The 19,822-nt window shown below is 66.8% G+C and carries 21 protein-coding genes and 1 tRNA gene; 9 read left to right on the forward strand and 13 right to left on the reverse strand.

Features of this window, described 5'->3' with window-relative positions:
* From lnt to EI169_RS09060, 8 genes are all read left to right on the forward strand, one after another.
* Positions 1-1,620, forward strand: coding sequence for an apolipoprotein N-acyltransferase (lnt, locus tag EI169_RS09025; protein WP_125132027.1), 1,620 nt, complete (start codon positions 1-3; stop codon positions 1,618-1,620).
* Positions 1,617-3,008, forward strand: coding sequence for a M23 family metallopeptidase (locus EI169_RS09030; RefSeq protein WP_125132028.1), 1,392 nt, complete (start codon positions 1,617-1,619; stop codon positions 3,006-3,008). The genes lnt and EI169_RS09030 overlap by 4 nt, the downstream gene beginning before the upstream one ends.
* Positions 3,009-3,029: 21 nt before the next feature.
* Positions 3,030-3,908 carry a M23 family metallopeptidase gene (locus EI169_RS09035; protein WP_240640382.1) on the forward strand — a complete coding sequence of 293 codons (879 nt, stop codon included), beginning with the start codon at positions 3,030-3,032 and terminating at the stop codon, positions 3,906-3,908.
* Positions 3,909-3,988: 80 nt separating this feature from the next.
* Positions 3,989-4,999, forward strand: a complete 1,011-nt coding sequence (gene ccsB, locus EI169_RS09040; protein ID WP_125132029.1) for a c-type cytochrome biogenesis protein CcsB — start codon at positions 3,989-3,991, stop codon at positions 4,997-4,999.
* Positions 5,000-5,045: 46 nt separating this feature from the next.
* The gene (locus tag EI169_RS09045) at positions 5,046-5,738 is read left to right on the forward strand and encodes a DUF3105 domain-containing protein (RefSeq protein ID WP_125132030.1); all 693 of its coding nucleotides are present in this window, start codon (positions 5,046-5,048) and stop codon (positions 5,736-5,738) included.
* A complete protein-coding gene (locus tag EI169_RS09050) occupies positions 5,735-6,418 on the forward strand; it encodes a DUF305 domain-containing protein (protein WP_125132031.1) in 684 nt (227 codons plus the stop codon). Before EI169_RS09045 ends, EI169_RS09050 begins: the two co-directional genes overlap by 4 nt.
* Positions 6,419-6,590: 172 nt before the next feature.
* Positions 6,591-8,564, forward strand: coding sequence for a cytochrome c oxidase assembly protein (locus EI169_RS09055; RefSeq protein ID WP_125132032.1), 1,974 nt, complete (start codon positions 6,591-6,593; stop codon positions 8,562-8,564).
* 24 nt (positions 8,565-8,588) lie between these two features.
* Positions 8,589-8,984: a DUF4307 domain-containing protein gene (locus tag EI169_RS09060; RefSeq protein ID WP_125132033.1), complete on the forward strand. Its 396-nt coding sequence runs from the start codon at positions 8,589-8,591 to the stop codon at positions 8,982-8,984.
* A gap of 36 nt (positions 8,985-9,020) precedes the next feature.
* Here the strand turns inward: EI169_RS09060 and EI169_RS16920 are convergent, their stop codons facing one another.
* Entirely contained in the window at positions 9,021-9,305 is a 285-nt protein-coding gene (locus EI169_RS16920) for a zf-TFIIB domain-containing protein (protein ID WP_125132034.1), read from the reverse strand.
* An 82-nt stretch (positions 9,306-9,387) separates the two neighbouring features.
* Complete coding sequence (locus EI169_RS09070) at positions 9,388-11,424, reverse strand: heavy metal translocating P-type ATPase (RefSeq protein WP_125132035.1); 2,037 nt, start codon at positions 11,422-11,424, stop codon at positions 9,388-9,390.
* 78 nt (positions 11,425-11,502) lie between these two features.
* Between EI169_RS09070 and EI169_RS09075 the strand changes: the two genes are divergently transcribed.
* Positions 11,503-11,835 carry a metalloregulator ArsR/SmtB family transcription factor gene (locus EI169_RS09075; RefSeq protein WP_164515473.1) on the forward strand — a complete coding sequence of 111 codons (333 nt, stop codon included), beginning with the start codon at positions 11,503-11,505 and terminating at the stop codon, positions 11,833-11,835.
* Between the two features lie 73 nt (positions 11,836-11,908).
* On the opposite strand, the gene EI169_RS09080 is transcribed toward EI169_RS09075, so the two are convergent.
* The 11 genes from EI169_RS09080 to EI169_RS09130 all read right to left on the reverse strand — a co-directional run bounded on the left by EI169_RS09080 (position 11,909) and on the right by EI169_RS09130 (position 19,791).
* Positions 11,909-12,127, reverse strand: coding sequence for a hypothetical protein (locus EI169_RS09080; RefSeq protein WP_125132037.1), 219 nt, complete (start codon positions 12,125-12,127; stop codon positions 11,909-11,911).
* Positions 12,124-14,037 (reverse strand): cation-translocating P-type ATPase, encoded by a 1,914-nt coding sequence (locus EI169_RS09085; RefSeq protein ID WP_125133401.1) that lies wholly within the window; start codon positions 14,035-14,037, stop codon positions 12,124-12,126. Before EI169_RS09085 ends, EI169_RS09080 begins: the two co-directional genes overlap by 4 nt.
* Before the next feature lie 256 nt (positions 14,038-14,293).
* Positions 14,294-14,629, reverse strand: coding sequence for a metalloregulator ArsR/SmtB family transcription factor (locus EI169_RS09090; protein WP_125132038.1), 336 nt, complete (start codon positions 14,627-14,629; stop codon positions 14,294-14,296).
* 26 nt (positions 14,630-14,655) lie between these two features.
* Entirely contained in the window at positions 14,656-15,627 is a 972-nt protein-coding gene (locus tag EI169_RS09095; protein WP_240640730.1) for a bile acid:sodium symporter, read from the reverse strand.
* Positions 15,628-15,824: 197 nt separating this feature from the next.
* Positions 15,825-16,970: an alpha/beta fold hydrolase gene (locus EI169_RS09100; protein WP_125132039.1), complete on the reverse strand. Its 1,146-nt coding sequence runs from the start codon at positions 16,968-16,970 to the stop codon at positions 15,825-15,827.
* Complete coding sequence (locus EI169_RS09105; RefSeq protein ID WP_164515474.1) at positions 16,967-17,656, reverse strand: hypothetical protein; 690 nt, start codon at positions 17,654-17,656, stop codon at positions 16,967-16,969. Before EI169_RS09105 ends, EI169_RS09100 begins: the two co-directional genes overlap by 4 nt.
* Positions 17,613-17,987 carry a hypothetical protein gene (locus tag EI169_RS09110; RefSeq protein WP_125132041.1) on the reverse strand — a complete coding sequence of 125 codons (375 nt, stop codon included), beginning with the start codon at positions 17,985-17,987 and terminating at the stop codon, positions 17,613-17,615. Before EI169_RS09110 ends, EI169_RS09105 begins: the two co-directional genes overlap by 44 nt.
* Positions 17,987-18,451, reverse strand: a complete 465-nt coding sequence (locus tag EI169_RS09115; protein ID WP_125132042.1) for a hypothetical protein — start codon at positions 18,449-18,451, stop codon at positions 17,987-17,989. Before EI169_RS09115 ends, EI169_RS09110 begins: the two co-directional genes overlap by 1 nt.
* Before the next feature lie 64 nt (positions 18,452-18,515).
* Positions 18,516-19,121 carry a hypothetical protein gene (locus EI169_RS09120; protein ID WP_164515475.1) on the reverse strand — a complete coding sequence of 202 codons (606 nt, stop codon included), beginning with the start codon at positions 19,119-19,121 and terminating at the stop codon, positions 18,516-18,518.
* 203 nt (positions 19,122-19,324) lie between these two features.
* Positions 19,325-19,558 carry a helix-turn-helix domain-containing protein gene (locus tag EI169_RS09125; RefSeq protein ID WP_125132044.1) on the reverse strand — a complete coding sequence of 78 codons (234 nt, stop codon included), beginning with the start codon at positions 19,556-19,558 and terminating at the stop codon, positions 19,325-19,327.
* Positions 19,559-19,715: 157 nt separating this feature from the next.
* A tRNA-Ala gene (locus EI169_RS09130) sits at positions 19,716-19,791 on the reverse strand.
* Positions 19,792-19,822: the final 31 nt, after the last annotated feature.

Below are 19,822 nucleotides of genomic sequence, written 5' to 3' on the forward strand. Positions count from 1 at the left end.
ATGCGTGCCACTCTGCCGACACCCGCCTCCGCCGCCGCGCAGGAGCAGGAGACGCCGCGCCGCACCGTTGCGGCATGGTCGCTGCCGGTGTGGGCGGCGGTGCTGGCATCCGCGGCAGCCGGCCTCCTGCTGGATCTCGCCTCCGCACCGGTGGGGTGGTGGCCCTTGACGTTCGTGAGTGTCACTGTCGCGCTGGTGGCACTGATCGGTCGCAGCTTCGGCGGGGCGTTGCTGGTCGGCACTGTCTTCGGCGCTGTGTTTTACACGACTCATCTGGTGTGGGTGGGGGAGTTCCTCGGCCCGGTGCCGTGGCTTGCCCTCGCCGGGCTGGAAGCGGTCCTCTTCGGCGCGGGCGCGGTGCCGATCGCGCTCGCCTACCGGTGGACCGCCCGCTATCCGGCCCGCGGCCTCGTGAAGCTGCTCGTGGTACCGCCGCTGATCGCGGCTCTGTGGACGGCCCGTGAGGTGGTGATGGGTGCGTGGCCGTACTCCGGGTTCCCGTGGGCGCGGCTCGGAATGACCCAGGTGGGCGGGCCGCTCGCGGAGGCCGCGTCGTGGACGGGCGTGACGGGCCTGTCCCTGCTGATCGTCATGGTGTGCGCCTCTGTGGTGCAGTGGATCCGCGCCGGCGGCATCCGGTTCATGCTCGGGCTGCACCCCGCCGTGAGCGTCGCTGTTCTCCTGGTCGTGACACCGCAGTTCCCCACCGCGTCGGCCGGGGAGTTCCGCGTGGGATGGGTGCAGGGCAACGGCCCCACCGGGTACTTCGACGACAAGGTGCCCGGCGACGTGCTGGCCGCGCAGACCGCCGCCACTGTGCCGCTGTACGGGCAGCCGATGGATCTGCTGGCCTGGCCCGAGGGCGGCGTCGACGCCGACCCGCTCAGTGATCCCGCCGCCGCCGAGGCGTTGGACCGGGTCGTGCGCTCGGCCGAGGCCCCGCTACTGATGAACGCCGCCACCACCCGCGGCGACGATGTCTTCAACACGTCCCTGCTGTGGACTGCGGATCCCACGGGCCGGCAGTGGCACGACAAGGTCAACCCGGTCCCGTTCGGGGAGTACGTGCCCGACCGGTGGTTCTACGAGCTGATCGTCCCCGACCTGGTGGGACTGATCCAACGCGAATACACCCCCGGCACCAACCCGCCGATCGTGCAGGTCGGAGATGTCGGGGTGGGGCTGGCGATCTGCTTCGACGTGATCTACGACACCGTGATCTGGGATGGCGCACGTGCGGGCGCGGAGGTGTACGTCTTCCAGACCAACAACGCTGACTTCCGTGGCACCGACGAGAACCTGCAACAGCTCGCGTTCGCCCGGATGCGCGCCATCGAAACCGGCCGCGCGGTCGTCAACGTCTCCACAGTCGGCACTAGCCAGGTCATCGCCCCGGACGGCGCCACCGTCGACAGCATCGGTGTCGACACCGCTGGCGCGTCGATCAGCACTGTCCCGTTGCGCACCGGACTCACCCCGGCGGTGATCCTCGGGCCCTGGCTCACCGCTCTTGTCGTCCTCGCCGCCGCCGGTGCTTTCATGGCGGCGGGATTCTTCCACCGCGCTCGCACGCGTGCGGACGGCGCAGATCGTCCGACTGGCCCGGGGAGTCAGCCATGAACACGCCACGGGTGAGGCCTGCCGGAGGTCGACTTGCCGGGTCGCTGCGAACGCTGGCGACGGGCAGCGTTCTCACCCTTCCTGGTGCCCTGACGGCGGAGGAGTGCGGGTGCGCGCCCACGCCCGCGGAGAGCCGCGCATTCCGGGCTGGTGTGAGCCGGCGCACTCTGCTGACCGCGGGGACGGCGAGTGTGGTCGCCGTGCTGGTCGCCGGTCCGCTGCTGCCGGCAGCGTTCGCGGCGACCTATCCGTCCTGGGAGGAGGTGCAGGCCGCGAAAACGAACGAGGCGACCAAAGCTGCTGAGGTGCAGCGGATCCAGGGCCTCATCCAAAGCCTGACCGGTGACGTGGCGCGCACCCGCACCGCCGCCGAGCAGGCCGCTGGTGCGTTCTACACCGCCCAGCAGGAGTACTTCGACGCATCCATTCGCGCCGACACGTTGCAGTCCCAAGCCGACGTGGAGGCGCAGAACGCGCCCGATGCGGCGAACAAGGCCGGCCGCATCGCCGCGCAGCTGTGCCGCGACGGGGGCGACACCACCTCCCTCGAGCTGTTCTTCTCGGGGTCGGCCGCGACCGCGGACGATCTCCTGTCCCGGCTGGGCGTGATGGACAAGCTGCTGGAACGCAACCAGGCCGTCTACGCTGCGGCGCTGACCGCCCGCGATGCCGCGCAGAGCCTGACCGATCAGGCGGTGGTGGCCCGGGATGAGCGCGACCGGCTACAGCAGGTCGCCGAGCAGAAGATGCTCGAGTCGCAGCAGGCCGCCGATGCCGCGCAGGCCGCGCTGGACGCGCAGACCCTCTACCTCGGCGAACTTCAGGCCCAGCTCGCCGCCCTCGAGGACACCACCGCGAAGACTATCGCCGACTATCAGGCCGGGGTGGAGGCTGCTCGCCTCGCCGAGGAGCAGCGGCGAGCGGCGGAGCGCGCCGAAGCGGAACGACTCGCCGCCTCGGGCGGCGGCGGGGGTGTGGTCAGCTCCGGGTGGGCGCGACCGACATCCGGGCACCGCACCTCGGGGTTCGGGCCGCGCAGCTCCCAGTGCGGCAACGGGTACTGCTCGACCAGCTACCACTACGGCGTCGACCTCAGCGGCGGGTGCGGCGCGGGGATCTACGCCGCCGCGGCGGGCACCGTCGTCTACGCCGGCTACGGCAACTACATCAAGATCGACCACGGCGGCGGGATCGGCACCGGATACGCCCACATCCGCCCCGGCGGCTTCTACGTCGGATACGGCCAACGCGTGAACGCCGGCGACCTGATCGGCAGCGAAGGCAACACCGGCAACGCGTTCGGATGCAACCTGCACTTCGAGGCCTACGTGAACGGCTCCCCGGTCAACCCCATCACCTTCCTCGCCGACTGCGGCGTGTCCATCTGACCCGAAACGAACCAGGACATCATGACTGACCAGACCACCCCACCAGGCGGCGGCGACCAGCCCCAGACGCCCCCCACGCGCCGCAGCCTCCGCCGCTCCGCCACGCCACCAGCCACCAGCATCATCACCCGCCCGCCACGGCGCCCGCCCGCAGAGAGGTCCGCCCGTGGTCGGGTAGTCGCGCTGCGTCCAGTGCGCTCCCTGGCGGTCCTTATGGTGGTCACCGGCCTGATCGCGACCTTCGCTCTCCCCGCGTATGCCGCCTGGAAGCCGGCGGACCTCGAGATCCCGACACTGCAGCAAGTCGCGTCCGAGGACGTGCAATCCTTGATCGTCGCCTCCGACGCGGCCGGGACGCAGCTCACACGGGAGAGCTACTCGGCCACCACCCAGGCGGAGATCGACCAGAAGAAGGCGGCAGAAGCAGCCGCAGAGCGTGCGCGGGCCTCCGCACAGGTCGCCTCGGTGCCCTTCGACTACAGCATCGTGCCGCAAGGCAGCGGAGCCGTGCGGTGGCCGGTGGGCGGTCCGTTCACCGTGACCGACCGCTTCGGTGCTCGAGGCGGCGCGCATATGGGCACCGACATGGTCGCTGCCGGCGGAACCCCCGTCTACGCGTCCGTCGACGGCGTCGTGCGGATCTCACAGGACAGCTACGGCGGATACGGGGTCGCCGTCGTGGTGGAATCCGTGCTGAACGGGCAACAGGTGAGCACGGTGTACCCGCACATGCAGACCGGTAGCCGGCAGGTCGCTGCCGGGCAGACCGTCACGGCCGGGCAGCTGGTCGGACTCGTCGGCAGCACGGGACGTTCCACCGCGAACCATCTGCACTTCGAGGTCTACCTCGACGGAACCGCCGTGGACTCGCTGGCTTGGCTGGAAGCGAACGCGGGCTGACCCATGTGCCGCACGGATCTACCGCGCCACCCCGCTCGCGGGCACCCCCTGACCGAAACGACGAAGAGGACGACCCTGCCATGACCGGAACTGACGCGCTCTCCCTGGACGGCATCTCACTGCTGTTGGTGTGGACGGCGATCGCCACCTACTTGCTCGCGTTCATCGCGTACACGATCGACCTGGCCGTGCGCTCCGTCCCCGCCAGCGTCCCGCAGCGGGAGCCTGCCCTGGCCGGCGCCGCCGCCCGGGCGGGCCAGCAGACGGAAAACGCCCAGAGAGCGTCGGTGGACAGTGTTCGCACGCCGCCCGCGCAGCGTCAACGGCTGCTGTGGGCGCGGATCGGGACGTCGCTGACTGTCCTTGCGTTCCTGTTCCACCTGGCCGGCACCATCCTGCGCGGGATCGCGGCCGGGCGGGTGCCGTGGGCGAACATGTACGAGTTTGCGCTGACCGGCACCGTCCTGATCGTCGCCGTATACCTGCTGGTGCTGCGCCGCTACGACCTCCGCTTCCTGGGCGCGTTCCTGATCGGCATGATCGTGCTGCTACTGGGCGGGGCGACCATCACGTTCTACGTCGAGGTCGTTCCGCTGATGGACCCGCTCAAGAGTGTCTGGCTGGTCATCCACGTCTTCGTCGCCTCGCTCGCCACCGCCCTGTTCGCGATCGCCTGCGGGCTCGCGGTCACCCAGCTCATGCAAACACGTCGGGAACGGCGCGCCGACACAACCTCGGCTCGTGCCGGCGGCCCGCGGTTCCTGGCGACGCTGCCTACCGCGGACGCTCTCGAAGCCCTCGCGTACCGGTTCGTGATCGTCGGGTTCGTGTTCTGGACTTTCACCCTGATCGCCGGCGCGATCTGGGCCAACGACTCCTGGGGACGCTATTGGGGATTCGACACCAAGGAAGTGTGGACCTTCGTGATCTGGGTGCTCTACGCCGGGTACATCCACGCCCGCGCGACCAGAGGGTGGCGCGGCACCCGCTCCGCCTGGCTATGCATCATCGGGTTCCTCACGGTGCTATTCAACTTCACCATCGTCAACATGTTCTTCAAAGGACTCCACGCCTACTCCGGCCTCAGCTGAGCCTCATCCGCCGAATCCGCTTGAGACACGAACTGAAAGCACGCATATGACTCCGAACAGCCCGAATCCGGCCAACACCCCTCAGCACGGTCCGGTCACCGTCAAGCAACAGCGTGAGCAGAAGCGGCAGCAGAAATTGGCTGAGTATCAGAAGCAGCTCGCCAAACGCCGTCGCAGCAAACTGGTGTGGTGGGTCGTCGGGTCGACGGCGGCTGTGGTGATCATCGGCCTCGTCGTCGCGTCCGTCGTGCTCGCACCGTCACAGCCAAGACAGTACGAGGCCGGCAGCGAGGGAGCGAGCATCGAAGGCGTCGAAACCTTCGAGAACACGGCTGAGCACGTGGAGGGTGCTGTCCAGTACGAGCAAAGCCCCCCGGCGGGCGGCCCGCACAATGCTGTCTGGTTGAACTGCGGCATCTATGACCAACCGGTCCCGAATGAGAACGCCGTCCACTCCATGGAGCACAGCGCCGTGTGGGTGACCTACAACCCCGACGAGGTAGCCGGCGAACAACTCGCAAACCTCAAGAGCCTTCTGCCTTCAACCTACGTCGTGCTGTCCCCCTACGAGGGACTGGATGCGCCGATCGTGATGTCCAACTGGAACCAGCAGCTGAAGGTCGATTCGGCCGACGACGAGCGTATTGGCGCCTTTTTCGAAGAGTACTGGCGCAGCCAGAACGCCCCCGAGCCGAACGCCGCCTGCACTGGCGCATACGACGCACCTGGAAAGCAATGAACCGCAGTGAGACCAGCGACGCGTCCCCATCCCGAGAGTGGCCGCGGTGGTGGATCGTCCTCCTTGTCCTGCTCGCGGTCGGCGCTCTGACCTTCGCTGTCGGGCGCTTCTCAACCTTCGGGTCGCAGGGCTTGATCGCTCCTGGTACCGACTCTCCCGAGGCGGGCTTCTCACGCGACATGCAGGTGCATCACGCGCAGGCCATCCAGATGGCCATGGAGATCTACCGCAAGACATCCGACGAGGAACTGAGGATCCTTGCGTACGACATCGCCACCGGGCAGGCGGGCCAGCGCGGCGAGATGTACGACTGGCTCGTGCAGTGGGGGCTGTCGCAGTCCGGTGGCCCGATGATGCAGTGGATGGATGCCTCTCCGGCCGGGAGCGGCCACGCGATGCCTGACGGTGCGGCCATGACGGAGGAAGAGGCACGCATCGCGATGGGCATGGCCTCAGCTGAAGAGATCTCCGCCTTGGAGGGCGCGACCGGGCAGCAAGCCGATTGTCTCTTCCTCGGGCTGCTCATTCGCCACCACGAAGGCGCCATCCCTATGGCGGAAGCGCTCATCGAACTCGGCACAGATCCACGTGCCCTAACCGTCGCAGAGAACATCAAGACCGGACAGACCGCCGAGATCAGCGCGATGAAATCCATACAGGCGCGAATGGGCTGCGAATAGCACCCGACTGCACCTCCGCGGCGGGTGCGGCAAACCTGCTCCGCCTGGCTGCGAATGATCCCGACCCGAGAGAACCACCGTGACCCCAACGCCCAGAAAGCGTCTCGCGGGCGAGCGCGCGGCGAGCAACCCGATTCACACCGTGCACGAATGATGTCCGCGCACCAGAGAGATCAATTACCGCACGTTGCGGGTACTCGGGCCGACGATCCTCGTTGGGGTGGCACTCGCTGTGCTGGTCGGCGCACTGGCATTCGGTGGCGGCGCTGCACAGCTCCCCCTCGGTGATGCCGGCCCGGTCGTGCGCTGGGGGCTTTCGGCCGCGAAGCTGATCGTGAACCTCGCCGCAGCGGGAATGGTCGGTGTGCTCGTGACGGCGTTGTTCACGTTGCGGAGGGGTGAGCGCGAGTTCGATATCGCCCTCGATACCGCCTCGATCTCCGCCGCCGTGTTCACCGTGGCAGCCGGTACGACCGGGTTCCTCACGTTTCTCAGCGTCTTCAACCCCGCGATCAACGTCGGACCACAGTTCGGTGCCCAGCTCGGACGGTTCCTCGTCGAACTCGAGGTGGGCCGGACGTGGCTGATCACAACGGTCGCGGGCGCAGCACTCACCGTCCTGACATTCGCAGTGCGGTCCTGGGTTGGCACGCTTCTGGTCGCCCTGCTGGCGGTCTCCTCGCTCGTGCCGATGGGCACACAAGGGCACTCCGGTGATGACGCCCTTCACCACGAGGCGATGATGGCGCTCATCCTGCACATCATCGGCGCCGCGGTGTGGCTCGGCGGTCTCCTCTTGCTCGTCGCCATCCGTCCAGTCCTCCAGCGGCAGCGCATCGCCGATGTCGTCGCCCGCTACTCGAGCATTGCCTTAGCCGCGTTCGTGCTCGTCGCCATATCCGGCACGGTGCGCGCGGCTATCGGCCTGCAGCAGTGGTCGGACCTGCTCTCCCCTTATGGCGCAATCTTGGCCGTGAAGGTCGTCGCGCTGGTCGGTCTCGGGCTGTTCGGCGCGTGGTACCGCATGCGGCTGATCGGCAAGATGCGCGGCTCTGACGGGGCATCCCGCCCCTTCTGGATCTTGATTGTGTTCGAGTTGGCGTTGATGGGCGTCGCCAGCGGTGCCGCTGCAGCGCTGGCCCGCACCCCTCCCCCGAACCCGGCCCCGCTTCCTGCGACCCCGACGCCGGCGGAACGCCTCACCGGTGCACCTCTGCCCGCGGAGCTCACGATCGAACGGTGGGTCACCGCATGGAACGTCGACCTGCTCTGGGCGGTGATCGCCGGGTTCGCGATCTTCTTCTACCTCGTCGGGGTGTGGCGGCTGCGCCGCCGCGGCGACGCCTGGCCGGTGTACCGCACAATCATGTGGGTCACCGGCATGGTGCTGCTGGTGTGGGTCACCGGCGGAGTCATCAACGTCTACCAGGACTACCTGTTCAGCATGCACATGGTCGGGCACATGCTGCTCACGGTGGCGATCCCCGTGCTGCTGGTCGCCGGTGCGCCGGTGACCCTCGCCGCCCGCGCGATCCGCAAGCGCGACGACGGCACGCGCGGCGGCCGGGAATGGATTCTGTGGGCCATGCACTCGCCCGTTGCCCGTGTGCTGACGAATCCGTTCGTCGCAGCCGGCCTGTTCATCGGGTCGCTGTGGTTCTTCTACTACACCGACCTCTTCCGGTGGTCGCTGGCCGATCATCTCGGGCACCAGTGGATGATCGCGCACTTCCTCATCACCGGTTACCTGTTCGCCCTCACGTTGATCGGCATCGACCCGGTGCACTGGCGGCTGCCCTACCCTGGCCGGCTGCTGCTGCTCATCGGCATCATGGCGATGCACGCCTTCTTCGGGATCGCCATCATGATGCAATCGGGACTCATGGTCGCCGACTGGTTCGGGTCGATGGGCCGGACGTGGGGGCCGACGCCGCTCGAGGACCAATACACCGGTGGCGGCATCGCCTGGTCGATCGGCGAGACCCCGACCCTCATCCTCGCGATCACCGTCGCCATCCAATGGAGCCGCAGCGACGACCGTGAGACCAAACGCCGCGACCGGCACGCGGACCGCACCGGTGAATTGCAGGCCTACAACGCGCACCTGGCCGACCTTGCCACGCACGATGCCCGCCCCCGCAGCTGAGCCCAACGGAGACAGAGGGATCGCGTGACGACGAAGGAAGAGCTGGCCGAACGCTACGGTCGTGCCCCGCGCCCTCGACGCCGCCGACTGTACTGGATCGCCGTCACAGGTGTGGCGGCGGCGTCTATCGCTGCGCTTGCATGGCTGACCGTCTCGAACTCGTTCGATGACGTCGGATCCGACGAGACAGGTTTCGAGCTGGTCGATGCCCGCACAGTGACCGTATCCTTCCAGGCAACCCCACCCGCCGGCGCGGCGTTCGCATGCGCTGTGCAGGCGCTGGATGAGGATTTCGGCATTGTGGGCTGGCGTGTCGTCGAATACCCGGGGTCAGAGGAGACCACGCGCGCCTTCGTTGAGACGATCCCGACCGTCGCACAGGCCACGACCGGCACAGTGAAAGCCTGTTGGGTCACGTAGTTCGCAAGGGGCGAGACCCTTCCGGCGGCGGCAGCGCTAGTCGAAGAGGTCGCCGAGCCACCCGCCGCGACGTCGGCCATTCTGCCCCTCGTTGTTGTCGTGTCGGCTCTGGGATCCATGTTTGGACCCATGTCCGTCATATCGCGTCGGATATGGTGCCGTCTGCTGAGCGGGGGGCGGAGGAGCTGTCAGTGAGCGTTCGATGATCTTGTCGAGCTCACCGCGGTCGAGCCATACTCCACGGCACTCGGGACAGTAGTCGATCTCGATTCCTGTGCGGTCTGACAGCACCAATGTATTGCCGTCGATGGGACATTTCATGGGTGAACTCCAATGAGTGACCGTGCAAGACGGTTCTGGTGAAGATGATCCGGGCGGGGCGTTCGAATGAAACAGGAGAAGGTCACGGGCTGGGCTTGTCCTCGTGGTTGATGCCGTGGTGTTCCTTGCCTCGCTCGAAGTTGAGCAGGCGGAGCGCGTTCGCGACGACGACCAGCGTGGAGCCTTCGTGGATGAGAACCACGGCGCCGATATTCAGCCCCAGGAAGGTCGCGAGGATGAGGAACGCAACGATCGCGAGGCTGGCGATGAGGTTCTGCCGGATGATCCGGCTGGTGGCACGGCTGAGTCGCACAGCGAAGGGGAGACGGCCGAGGTCGTCGCTCATCAGGGCGATGTCACAGGTCTCCAGGGCGACGGTGGAGCCGCCAGCGCCCATCGCGATGCCGACGTCAGCGCTTGCCATCGCCGGGGCGTCGTTGACGCCGTCGCCAACCATCGCAATGGGGCGGTAAGTCTCGGAGAGGCGGGTGATCTCAGCGACCTTGTCCTCGGGGAGGAGCTCGCCGACGGCCGTGTCGACGCCCACTTCCCGGCCTACCGCATCGGCAACGCGCTGGTTGTCGCCGGAGATCATCACGAGCTGCCCCACGTCCGCAGCGCGAAGAGCGCTGAGCACCTGAGCGGACTCCGTGCGGGAGGCATCCATGACTCCGACGATGCCGAGGAATCGGTCACCTCGGCGGACGATCATCAGCGTCTGACCGGAGTCCCGCGCCTGTGCGTAGGCATCGGCCAGTGTGCCGGTAAGCGCGAGCTGCTGCTCCTCGAACATGCGCAGGTTGCCGACGTCGACGCGTTCACCGTCGATCGTCGCCGCGACGCCGCGGCCGACGACCGCGTTCAAGTCTGCCGCTGTGAGGCGCTCGGCCTGGGGGACGCGGGGCTCGAGGTCGCGGACGATCGCCTCGGCAAGAGGGTGGTCGCTGAGTGCCTCCACTGCAACGAGAGTGCGGATCAGGTCGGTCTCGGGGACGTCGCCAGCAGGCGTGACGGAAGTGACCCGGGGTGCACCCCAGGTCAGCGTGCCGGTCTTGTCGAACGCCATCGCCTTCACCCGCCCGAGGGTCTCGAGCGGGGCACCGCCCTTGACGAGCACGCCGGCCCGTGCCGCCCGGGCCACACCCGCCAGCACAGCGGCCGGGGTGGCAATCGCGAGAGCGCAGGGGCTGGCTGCGACGAGCACCGTCATGGCGAGGTAGAACGCATCGGGGAACGCCTGTCCGAACGCGAACCAGGAGATCAGGAGCGTGACAGCGACTCCAAGGATCACCGCGGGAACGTACCAACGTTGAAACCGGTCGATGAACTGCTGCGTCGGTGACGCGGCCTGGTCGGCTGTGCGGACGAGCTCGACGACCTTGCTGAGCGTCGAGTCTGCCGCGGTCGCGGTGACCTCGATCTCGAGCACTCCGGACCCGTTTACGGTACCGGCGAAGACTCGGTTGGCGGCGGGAAGGGTGTCAACGGTGCGCATCGCCCGCTCCGGGTCTGCCACCGGCTCCTTCTCCACCGGGATCGACTCCCCCGTGACGGCGGACTGATCCACCGCGGACACGCCCGAGATCACGAAACCGTCTGAGGGGATGCGTGAGTTGGGTCGGATGACCACGACGTCGCCGATCACGATCTCCTCAACTGGCACCTCCACCGGCTCTTCTTCGCCCCGGCGCACCAGGGCGCTGCGGGGGGCGAGCTCGGCAAGCGATTCGATGGACTTGCTGGCCCGGCTGAGCGCGTACTCCTCGAGCGCGTGGCCGAGGCTGAACAGGAACAGCAGTACCGCGCCTTCCGCCCACCGGCCGATGAGGGCGGCGCCGATGGCGGCGACCAACATGAGGAAGTCGACCTCGAACTTGCCGCGCAGGGTGGAGGCGATCGCGGTGCGGAACGTGAAGAACCCGCCGAAGAAGTAGGTGGCGAGGAAGAACACCAGCGGCCACCCGATCAGCGGCAGCCCCAACGCAAACTCGGTGATCATCCCGCCCGCGTAGGTGACGCCGGCGGCTATCGCGAACCACAACTCCCACCGGGCGGAACCATGAGCGTGTTCCTGTGTGTCAGCAGTGGGCGCGGCAGTCGTCGAGGAGGAAACGGTCATCCCCCAAGAATACATCACAAATTCATGATATGATGTTGTTGTGAATGATTATCGTGATCGAGGGGCACAATAGTGAGCATGGTCACTGCTGAGACGCGTCGGGATGCGCCCCCCCTGTCCGTAGCGGACGCCGAGCGGCTCGCCGAGATCATGCAGGCGCTGGCCTCCGCCGCGCGGCTGCGCATTCTCAGCACGCTGAGCGCGCGACCGAGCACCGTGACCGAACTCAGTGAACAGTTGCAGATCGGTCAGACGACCGTGTCGAACCATCTTCGGCTGCTACGGCACCTCAGCCTCGTCACCGGGAGTCGCGCCGGTCGGCACATCCACTATTCGCTCTTCGACGACCATGTCACCGAACTCCTCGACGAAGCCATCGGACACCTCGATCACCTACCACGCGGACGATGAGGCGATCCGCCCCGGTACCCACATGACGCCGACGGCGTCGTCAGCCGACGGCTCCCCCGCAGCCACGCAAGCGCTATGGCGATCTCGGGTGACGCCTGGCGGAGCGGTAGCTGAGGAATAGGAAAGTCGCGTGCCCGGCCAGCGACAGGCTCAGGAAGATGATCGCGATAACGAACACGTTCCCCGGTCCGCCGTCGCCACCAATCAGCATCACTGCGCAGAACGTCACCGCTGCGGCGAGGAGCACCGTCTGCACAACGGAGAACACCACGCGTCCGTAAGGGCCGATCATCCTCGAGAATCTATCGCGACAGTGCGGGCATCAAGAGGTACGGGTGGTGCTGCGGCGAGCTGTCGAAGGCCAGCGGGTCGGCGGCCGGCGCGAACGCCGTTGAGGATGACGATCACCTCGGCGGCCTCGTGCACGAGCACCACCCCGGCCAGGCCCAGCACTCCGAACAGGGCGAGCGGGAACAGCACGACGATGATCGCCAAGGCGAGCACGATGTTCGCGGTCATGATGCGTCGAGCGCGGCGCGCGTGCACGAGGGCGCCGGGGATGAGGCGCAGGTCGTGGCCGGTGAACGCGACGTCGGCGGATTCGATCGCCGCGGCGGATCCTCTCACCCCCATCGCGATACCGACCGTCGCGGTCGCCAAAGCGGGTGCGTCGTTGATGCCGTCACCGACCATCGCTGTCGGCCGCGACACCGCCAACGCTTCGATCGCGGCGGCCTTGTCCGCGGGGAGTTGCTGCGCACGGACGTCGGTGATGCCGGCTACGTCGGCGATCGCCCGGGCGGTGCGGTCGTTGTCGCCGGTGAGCATGATCGTCTCGATGCCCTGCGCGTGCAGCATCCGCACCGTCTCAGCCGATTCGGGACGCAGCTCGTCACGGACTCCAATCAGCCCGGCGATCCGGCCGTCTGCTTCCACCACCACGACGGTCATGCCCTGCGCTGCCATCGATTCCGCCAGGTGGCGGTGCTCGCCGGGATCCAGCCAACGGTCGTTTCCGACACGGATCGTGCGCCCATCGACCCGGCCGGTGATTCCGTGTCCCGCGTCCTCGGTCACGCCCGTTGCGGCTGTCGAATCGGGTGGTGCGGCGGCGGTGATGGCTGCCGCCAGCGGGTGGGAGCTGGAGGCCTCGACGGCCGCCGCCCACGCCAGAAGATCGTCACGGGTAGTCCCCGGCGCGGGGTGCACCTCAACGACGGTGGGTTGGTTGCGGGTGAGTGTGCCGGTTTTGTCCAGAGCGACGGTGCGAATGGTTCCCAGTTGTTCGAACGCTTCGCCGGACTTGATCACGACCCCGAATTTAGATGCTGCGCCGATGGCGCTGATCACGGTGACGGGGACGGCGATCGCCAAAGCGCAGGGTGAGGCGGCCACCAGGACGACAAGGGCGCGTTCAATCCACAACCCCGGGTCACCGACAAGTAACCCGAACAGGGCGACCAGGGCTGCGGCGATCAACACGACCGGCACCAGTGGGCGCGCGATACGGTCCGCGAGGCGAGCCCGCTCGCCCTTGCGGGCGTGGGCCTGCTCGACGAGCGTCACGATCTGGGTGAGAGAGTTATCGCGCCCGTCTGCGGTCGCTTCAATCCGCAGCGTCGCGGAACCGTTCACCGATCCGGCCGCGACCTGATCGCCGGGACCTACGTCGACGGGGATTGATTCACCGGTGATCGCGGAGGTGTCCAGGCTCGAGCGTCCGTCGATCACGACCCCGTCGGTGGCGACGCGTTCGCCGGCGCCGATGACGAGGATGTCAAGTTCGCGTACGTCCGCGGCAGGGATGGTGACGTCGCCGGTCAGGCGGGAAACGCGCACGGTGTCGGGGATGAGGGAGAGCAGGGCTCGGAGTCCTTCTTTGGCGCGGTCCATCGCCCGGTCCTCGAGTGCCTCGGCGAGAGAGAACAGGAACGCGAGTGTCGCAGCTTCACCAACGTGCCCCAGCAGCACCGCCCCGATCGCTGCGATCGTCATCAGCAGCCCGACTCCGAGCCGGCCGCGGATCAGCCGCCGGATCGCGCCGGGAACGAACGTGTACGCCCCGGCGATCAGAGCAGCGGCCTGCAGCACCAGCGCGGGCACGGACAGACCGGTCCACTCGAACGTGTACCCGGCGAGGAGGAACACCCCCGACAGGACAGACGGGAGGAGGGCGACGTCTCGCCACCACGGCGGGCGCACCTCGACCTCTCCCTCATCGACGGTGCCTTTCTTCGCAATGTCGGGGCCGCAGCAAGCGTCGCCGGTATCGGTTACGACGCCGTTCTTCTGATGGTCGGCTGGTGCACAGCAGGTGTCACCGGCCGGGGAAGGGCGGGAGAGTTCGATGCGGCGCACGGTGGGGGTGGTGCGTGGTTCGTCGGGTCCGCAGCATTCTTCGCTCACAGCGTCACCTCCGAACCCTGGATGCGGGGCGGCACAGTGAAATGGGGGATGTTCATGCGCAGCACTCGCATTCCTGGTCCATGCACGGTGTGCCCTCGTCCACGGCGACAACGGCTTCAAGCAGCTGTCGGAGACCTTGAGTCAGGTGCGGGTCGGCGATCTCGTAACGGGTACGACGCCCCTCCGGTGTCGAGACGATCAAGCCGCACCCGCGAAGGCAGGTCAGGTGGTTCGACACATTCGTCCGGGTCAACTCCAGGTCCCGGGCGAGCTCCGCAGGGTAGCCAGCGCCGTCTAGCAGCGTCAAGAGAATTCGCGACCGGGTCGGGTCGGCCATCGCCCGGCCAAGCCGGTTCATCACATCCACACGCGAAGCAAGAGTCAGCACACGCTGACTATACAGCGAACCGTGACCTAACGGGCTCGGATGAGACGCGGCACTACCGACACCATCACGACCATCGCAATCAGCTCGACGAGCGTCTGAGTGACGACCACCAGAGGGGTGAGTGCGAACGAGGCCGGAAGGGCCAGGGCGAGAGGCAGGACGACGAGGGAGTTGCGGGCGACACCGCTGAAGACAGCGGCTCGCCGGCCCGCTGCATCCAATCGGAAGAGTCGTCCCACGATGGTGCCGACCAGGGCGGCGATCGGGACGAAAGCGATGAACAGCGGCGCGACGGTCAGCAGCTGCGTCAAGGATCCGGTCACGGTGAAAATCTGGGAAGCGACGACGACGGCGAGGGTGAGCATCATCAGCGGGACCATGGCCGCCAGCATCCCTCTTTCGATCGCGTCCCGTCGCGGTTCCGTGGCCAGCATCTGGGTGAGGGCTGCCGCGGTGAGGGGCAGCACGATCACCAGCAGGAAAGCCTCGACGAACGGGCGCACATCGAACGCGCTCACCAGCTCAACTCCGGCCATCACCCAGAGGTAGAGGGGCAGCAGCAGGATTTGCAGCAGCATGAGCAGGGGCGTTGCGGCCAGCAGCCGTTCGCGTGCCCCGCCGGCAAGTCCTGAGAACACGATGACGTAGTCCACGCACGGGGTGAGCAGCACGAGCAGCACTCCGACCAGCAGCGCCTGATCCTGCGCCACGAACCGGCTCAGGCCGAACACGACGACAGGCATCAGAACGAAGTTGAGGATCAGGACCGCGCCGAGGAAGCGCCAGACACGGAAGGCTCGCCCGATCGAGGTGAAAGGCACGCCCAGAAACGTGGCGTACAGCAGCAGCCCCAAGACGGCGTTGATCGCGAGTTCGAGGACATGCGCCCACGCCGGCACTGCCAGCCCCACGAGAATTCCGGCCGCGATCGCGGCGAGATAGAGCGCGATCTGGTGGCGATCCCACCACCTCACCGCCCCTCCCATACCACCCAGCATGCCCTGCACCCACGGACCCGTTGAACCGAGCACGGCCCGCGGCAGTCTCGTGCGACCGAAACCTGGGGACTTGACGTGCCCCCTGTTTCGCGCAGTTCCGGACCGGATCCCCCAGCGCCCCGGCCGGCGAAGGGAGGTCGTGCCGTCTGCTATCGCCGAGGCGAACGTCCCCCACGCAACGCGCAGCGGGACGGGGGTCAGGATCGGTCGGTTAGCCAGGTGGCGACAGTGGATCGCCAACGATCCCGGTCAGAGTTCCAAGTCGACGTGTGCTCGGCATCGAAGAGTTCCAACTGAACCAGGTCTGGGCGAAGCACTGCAAGTTCGCGAGACACGGCGGCCGGCGCTGAGTCGTCATCCTTGCCGTAGAGGATCAGCGTCGGTACTGCGAGTTCATGTGCGCGCGCGATCCAGTCGAGATCCCGGAGAGGGATGCAGGCAGGGAGGCCTATGGCACGAGCGAGGAAGGGCGCTGCGAGCCACGGGAGGGCGAGGAGCCCCGCAGCGGCGGGCAGCCCGGCACGGGCGCAGTTCGCCTTGATCGCCGCGACCCAATCAAGAACAGGAGACTCGAGGACGAGCCCGGCTATCACTTGCTGGTGCTGCGGTCGTGTGGCGAGTTGGAGCGCAATCTGTGCACCCATCGACCAGCCGAAGAGCACGATCTGTTGCGCGCCGTGCCGAACGGCGTATTGGATTGCAGCGTCGACGTCGTCGACTTCAGTGGCGCCGAGCGTTGACCGGCCACTTCCGTGGTGCGGGCCTTCGCCGTCGTTTCGGTAGCTGACGACGAGCGAGGTGTAGCCCTGGTCGGTGGCGACCTGCACACCTCGGAGCGTTCCTGCTCGCGGGCTGCCGAGCCCGTGGATGTGGATTGCCCAGGTCGTCGAGTTCTCGCCGTTGCCGGCAATGCGCCACGCCTCCGCAATGCCAGACGGAGTGGAGATGCCCACATCGTGTTCGGTGAGTCCTGCATCGGCCAGCGTCATGAAGTAGATGCCACTCCACGACCCGCGCTCCTCGGTCGACGGTCGGAAACCGGGCGAAGTACGGGCGACTATTCGTGCGACGCGTTCAGGTCCTCGGTTGAGAACCTCGGTAGACAGCTGCAGCCAGCCGCCGCCTGGGAACAGCAGGGTGAACACTCCCGACGACTCAGTTTGGTCGGATCGATCGAGGACGATCGCTTGCCGGTCGCCATCCCGTTCGACCCCGCGGATAATCAGGTCGGATCTGCGCGAACTCGGAGCGGCGGTCAGGCGCCGTGCGATCACGAGACCGAGACCCAACGATAGGGACGCCGCGGCCGCCATCACGCCTGCCAGCGCGATCAGGGCTCTCATGCCGCCCCTCGTTGAGACTTCCGTCGCGTGGCCGGTGCAACCGTCGTGTGAAGTCGAGCTCCGTCTGTTCCGAGGAGATGCCGCTCCGCTCGTTCAAGGACGAGACGATCGCTCGCGCTGAGAGAAAAGGACACGCGCGGGTCGATCATCGCGTCGCGGATCTCCACTACCTGTCTATGCAACTGCGCCTCGAGGCTATCCGTCTGCACGGACGCCGCATCCGTCTGACTCAAACCCGGGCGAACGATCGTCGCCGCTCGCCATGCGGGCGACAGTTCCTTGATGAGCGTGCGTGTTCGCGCCGCCCTCCGGCGCGCGCTCAGGTAACGCACTGTCGGCTGTCCAGCGAGTCCGACGCACAGGAAAAGGAAGGTCAAGATGTAGAGCGGTCCATACGCGATAGACACGTCAGCCATCACGTCTACACGGCCGGCAACGTGTGCGATGTCCATGATGAGGACGACGACACAGAGAGCGACTCCGAGGATCGCGCCGACAACGAGACAACCGGCAGGCAAACGCTGTAGACCAATGCTCAACCGATACTGACGACTCGCAAGGACTGCCATGGTGCCGACGATGATCCCGTAGTAGGTGAACTGAATCATCGAGTACGCAGCTGCGGCGGGCTGCGCTCCGAGATCAATCATGAAGTTGGTCGTCGTGGCGCCACGGTCGATGAGCACGAAGGCGACCCCGACGCCGCTCAGCGCAACAAAGCGGAGCAGCGGGGCCGAGTGCAATACGGACAGGGCCGGGCTGATACTCCCCCACTTTCATGATCCCTCGGCCAAGGAAGAAGATCCCGACCATGAGCGCGCAGTCCCCGATGAGGGTGGCAACATTCGAGCCGCCGAGGAGTGCATCGATGAACTGGTAGACCGCATCAACGTTTGTCGTCATCGCGACGGCGATCGTGATCGCCGCGTAGGTGATGCTCCGTTCGGCTCGTCCGCGGCGGAGGATAAGCAGGCTCGCCACAAGGAGCCACATCAGCACCGCGACGAAGGTCTGCATCACCCGAAGATCTCGAGGTAACGCGATTCGCCGTAAACCGAGCCTCGGATCGCCGCAGCGAGATGGTCAGCCAGTGCCTCAGCCGCGATCTCGGTGTCCGAGTCCAGATCTCGCCGAGTGAGCAGCCGACGCCGAGTTCGGGCGGGGATGTCGGGAAGCAGGAAGTCTTCGGTCGAGCATTCGTCGTCTTCTCCATGCCCGAGGACCATGTGGGCGAACTCGTGCAGCACGAACTGCTGGCGATGGAGGACGGAGTCGCTGTGGGCGTGAAGGACGAAGTCTTCGCGCTCGGTGATGAGCCATACCGCGCAGATGCCGTCGTGGTCGCCGAGATCTGCAAGTTCCACGATGCGGAGTGTGCGCCGGCGGTGATCCTGAATCGCCCCGACGAGATCGTCAAAGGTGAAGGTGCTACCCAGCGCAAGGTCTGCGACGGCCGTCGACACGGTCTGCTCGATATTCACGATGTCACTCCCGTCCGGGGAGCATGTGCCGGTGGGGGCCACAACGGACCGGCGAGGGCACTGCTCAGTGCTCAGTCTTCGGGTGGTCTTGACGCACGGCGCCGCTGCCGGTGCGCAACACGACCGTCCCGCTCACGGAGATCGTCATCCCGCTGGGACCGTCCTCGACGTCGCACATGCGGAGCGCGAGGCACTCGCCGATGCGCAGCGCGGTTCCGAGGAGTACTTCGATGATGTCGCGAACCTGACCGTCGGGCTTGGGTCCCTTTACGTCCAGTCCGGTCCGCCAGCGACTCGCGGCGTCGCGGATTGCGGTGATCTGGTCGAGAGTCAGCGCCTGCGGCTCACCCTTCGGCCGGCGCAACGGACTCGTCCCCTGCACCGGGTTCCGCGGGATGGCATCGTGCCGCAGCGCGAAACCGAACAGGAGATTGAGCATGGTCCGCGAGTGCTTCGCTCGCGAGTATGACACAGCGCGCTCGGAGCGGAGGAACCACTCGACGCGGCCCGTGGTGATCTCGCCGAGCGTAAAGTGGCGGAACTGAGGCAGCACGTGGAGACGGAGATCGTCGCGGTAGTTCTCCTTTGTCCCGTCGGAAAGCTTCTGCAGCTCGAGGTCCTCGAGCCACAGGTCGGCGAGATCCTGGAAGGAGCTGGTGAGGTCGAGCAAGCCCCCGGTCCCGAAGCCTGGCCGCTCGAGTAGACGCTGCTTCAACCTCGCTCGAGCGGCCGACTCCGTACGTGCAGCACCCGTCACTCTGCGCAGACGCCCGTCGGCGTCGCGAACGCGCGCCAACGCTACGTACGTCGCGCCTCGCCTGGTCACGCTGATGGTTCCGTACGAGCCGATCAGTGTGCGTGGCCGCCCGCCGTTCACAACGCACCACCGGCGTGACGCTGCTCGTCGGCCAGCTCCATGCGGTGGACCCGGGCGTCGATCTCGCTCTCGCGAAACCTCAGCTGCGTGCCGACACGAAACCCACGGGGGCCACGACCCTTGCTCCGCAGGTCGTAGGTCGTCTGCACGGAAACCTTGAGCTGCGCGGCAAGCTCAGCCAACGACACGTAGTTCCCGTGTCCCGACTCTGAGGTGCCAACACCGTCCATATAGCGAAGGTGCGCGGGCGGTGCCGCGTACCTTCCAGATACTCCGAGAAGGTCCGAGAGCGCACTGCTGCGACCCGGCGAAGTGTCCAGTAAACGACGACCAAACATTTAAGCTCCCTGATCAGGGAGTGAAGATTCGGGGCTTTACCGGGAGTTTTGGTGGACCTGAGGGGACTCGAACCCCTGACCCCCTGCATGCCATGCAGGTGCGCTACCAGCTGCGCCACAGGCCCTGACGTCGCCTCACGAGGCAACCCCCCAAGA

Source organism: Microbacterium sp. 10M-3C3 (assembly GCF_003931875.1).
Lineage (GTDB): Bacteria > Actinomycetota > Actinomycetes > Actinomycetales > Microbacteriaceae > Microbacterium.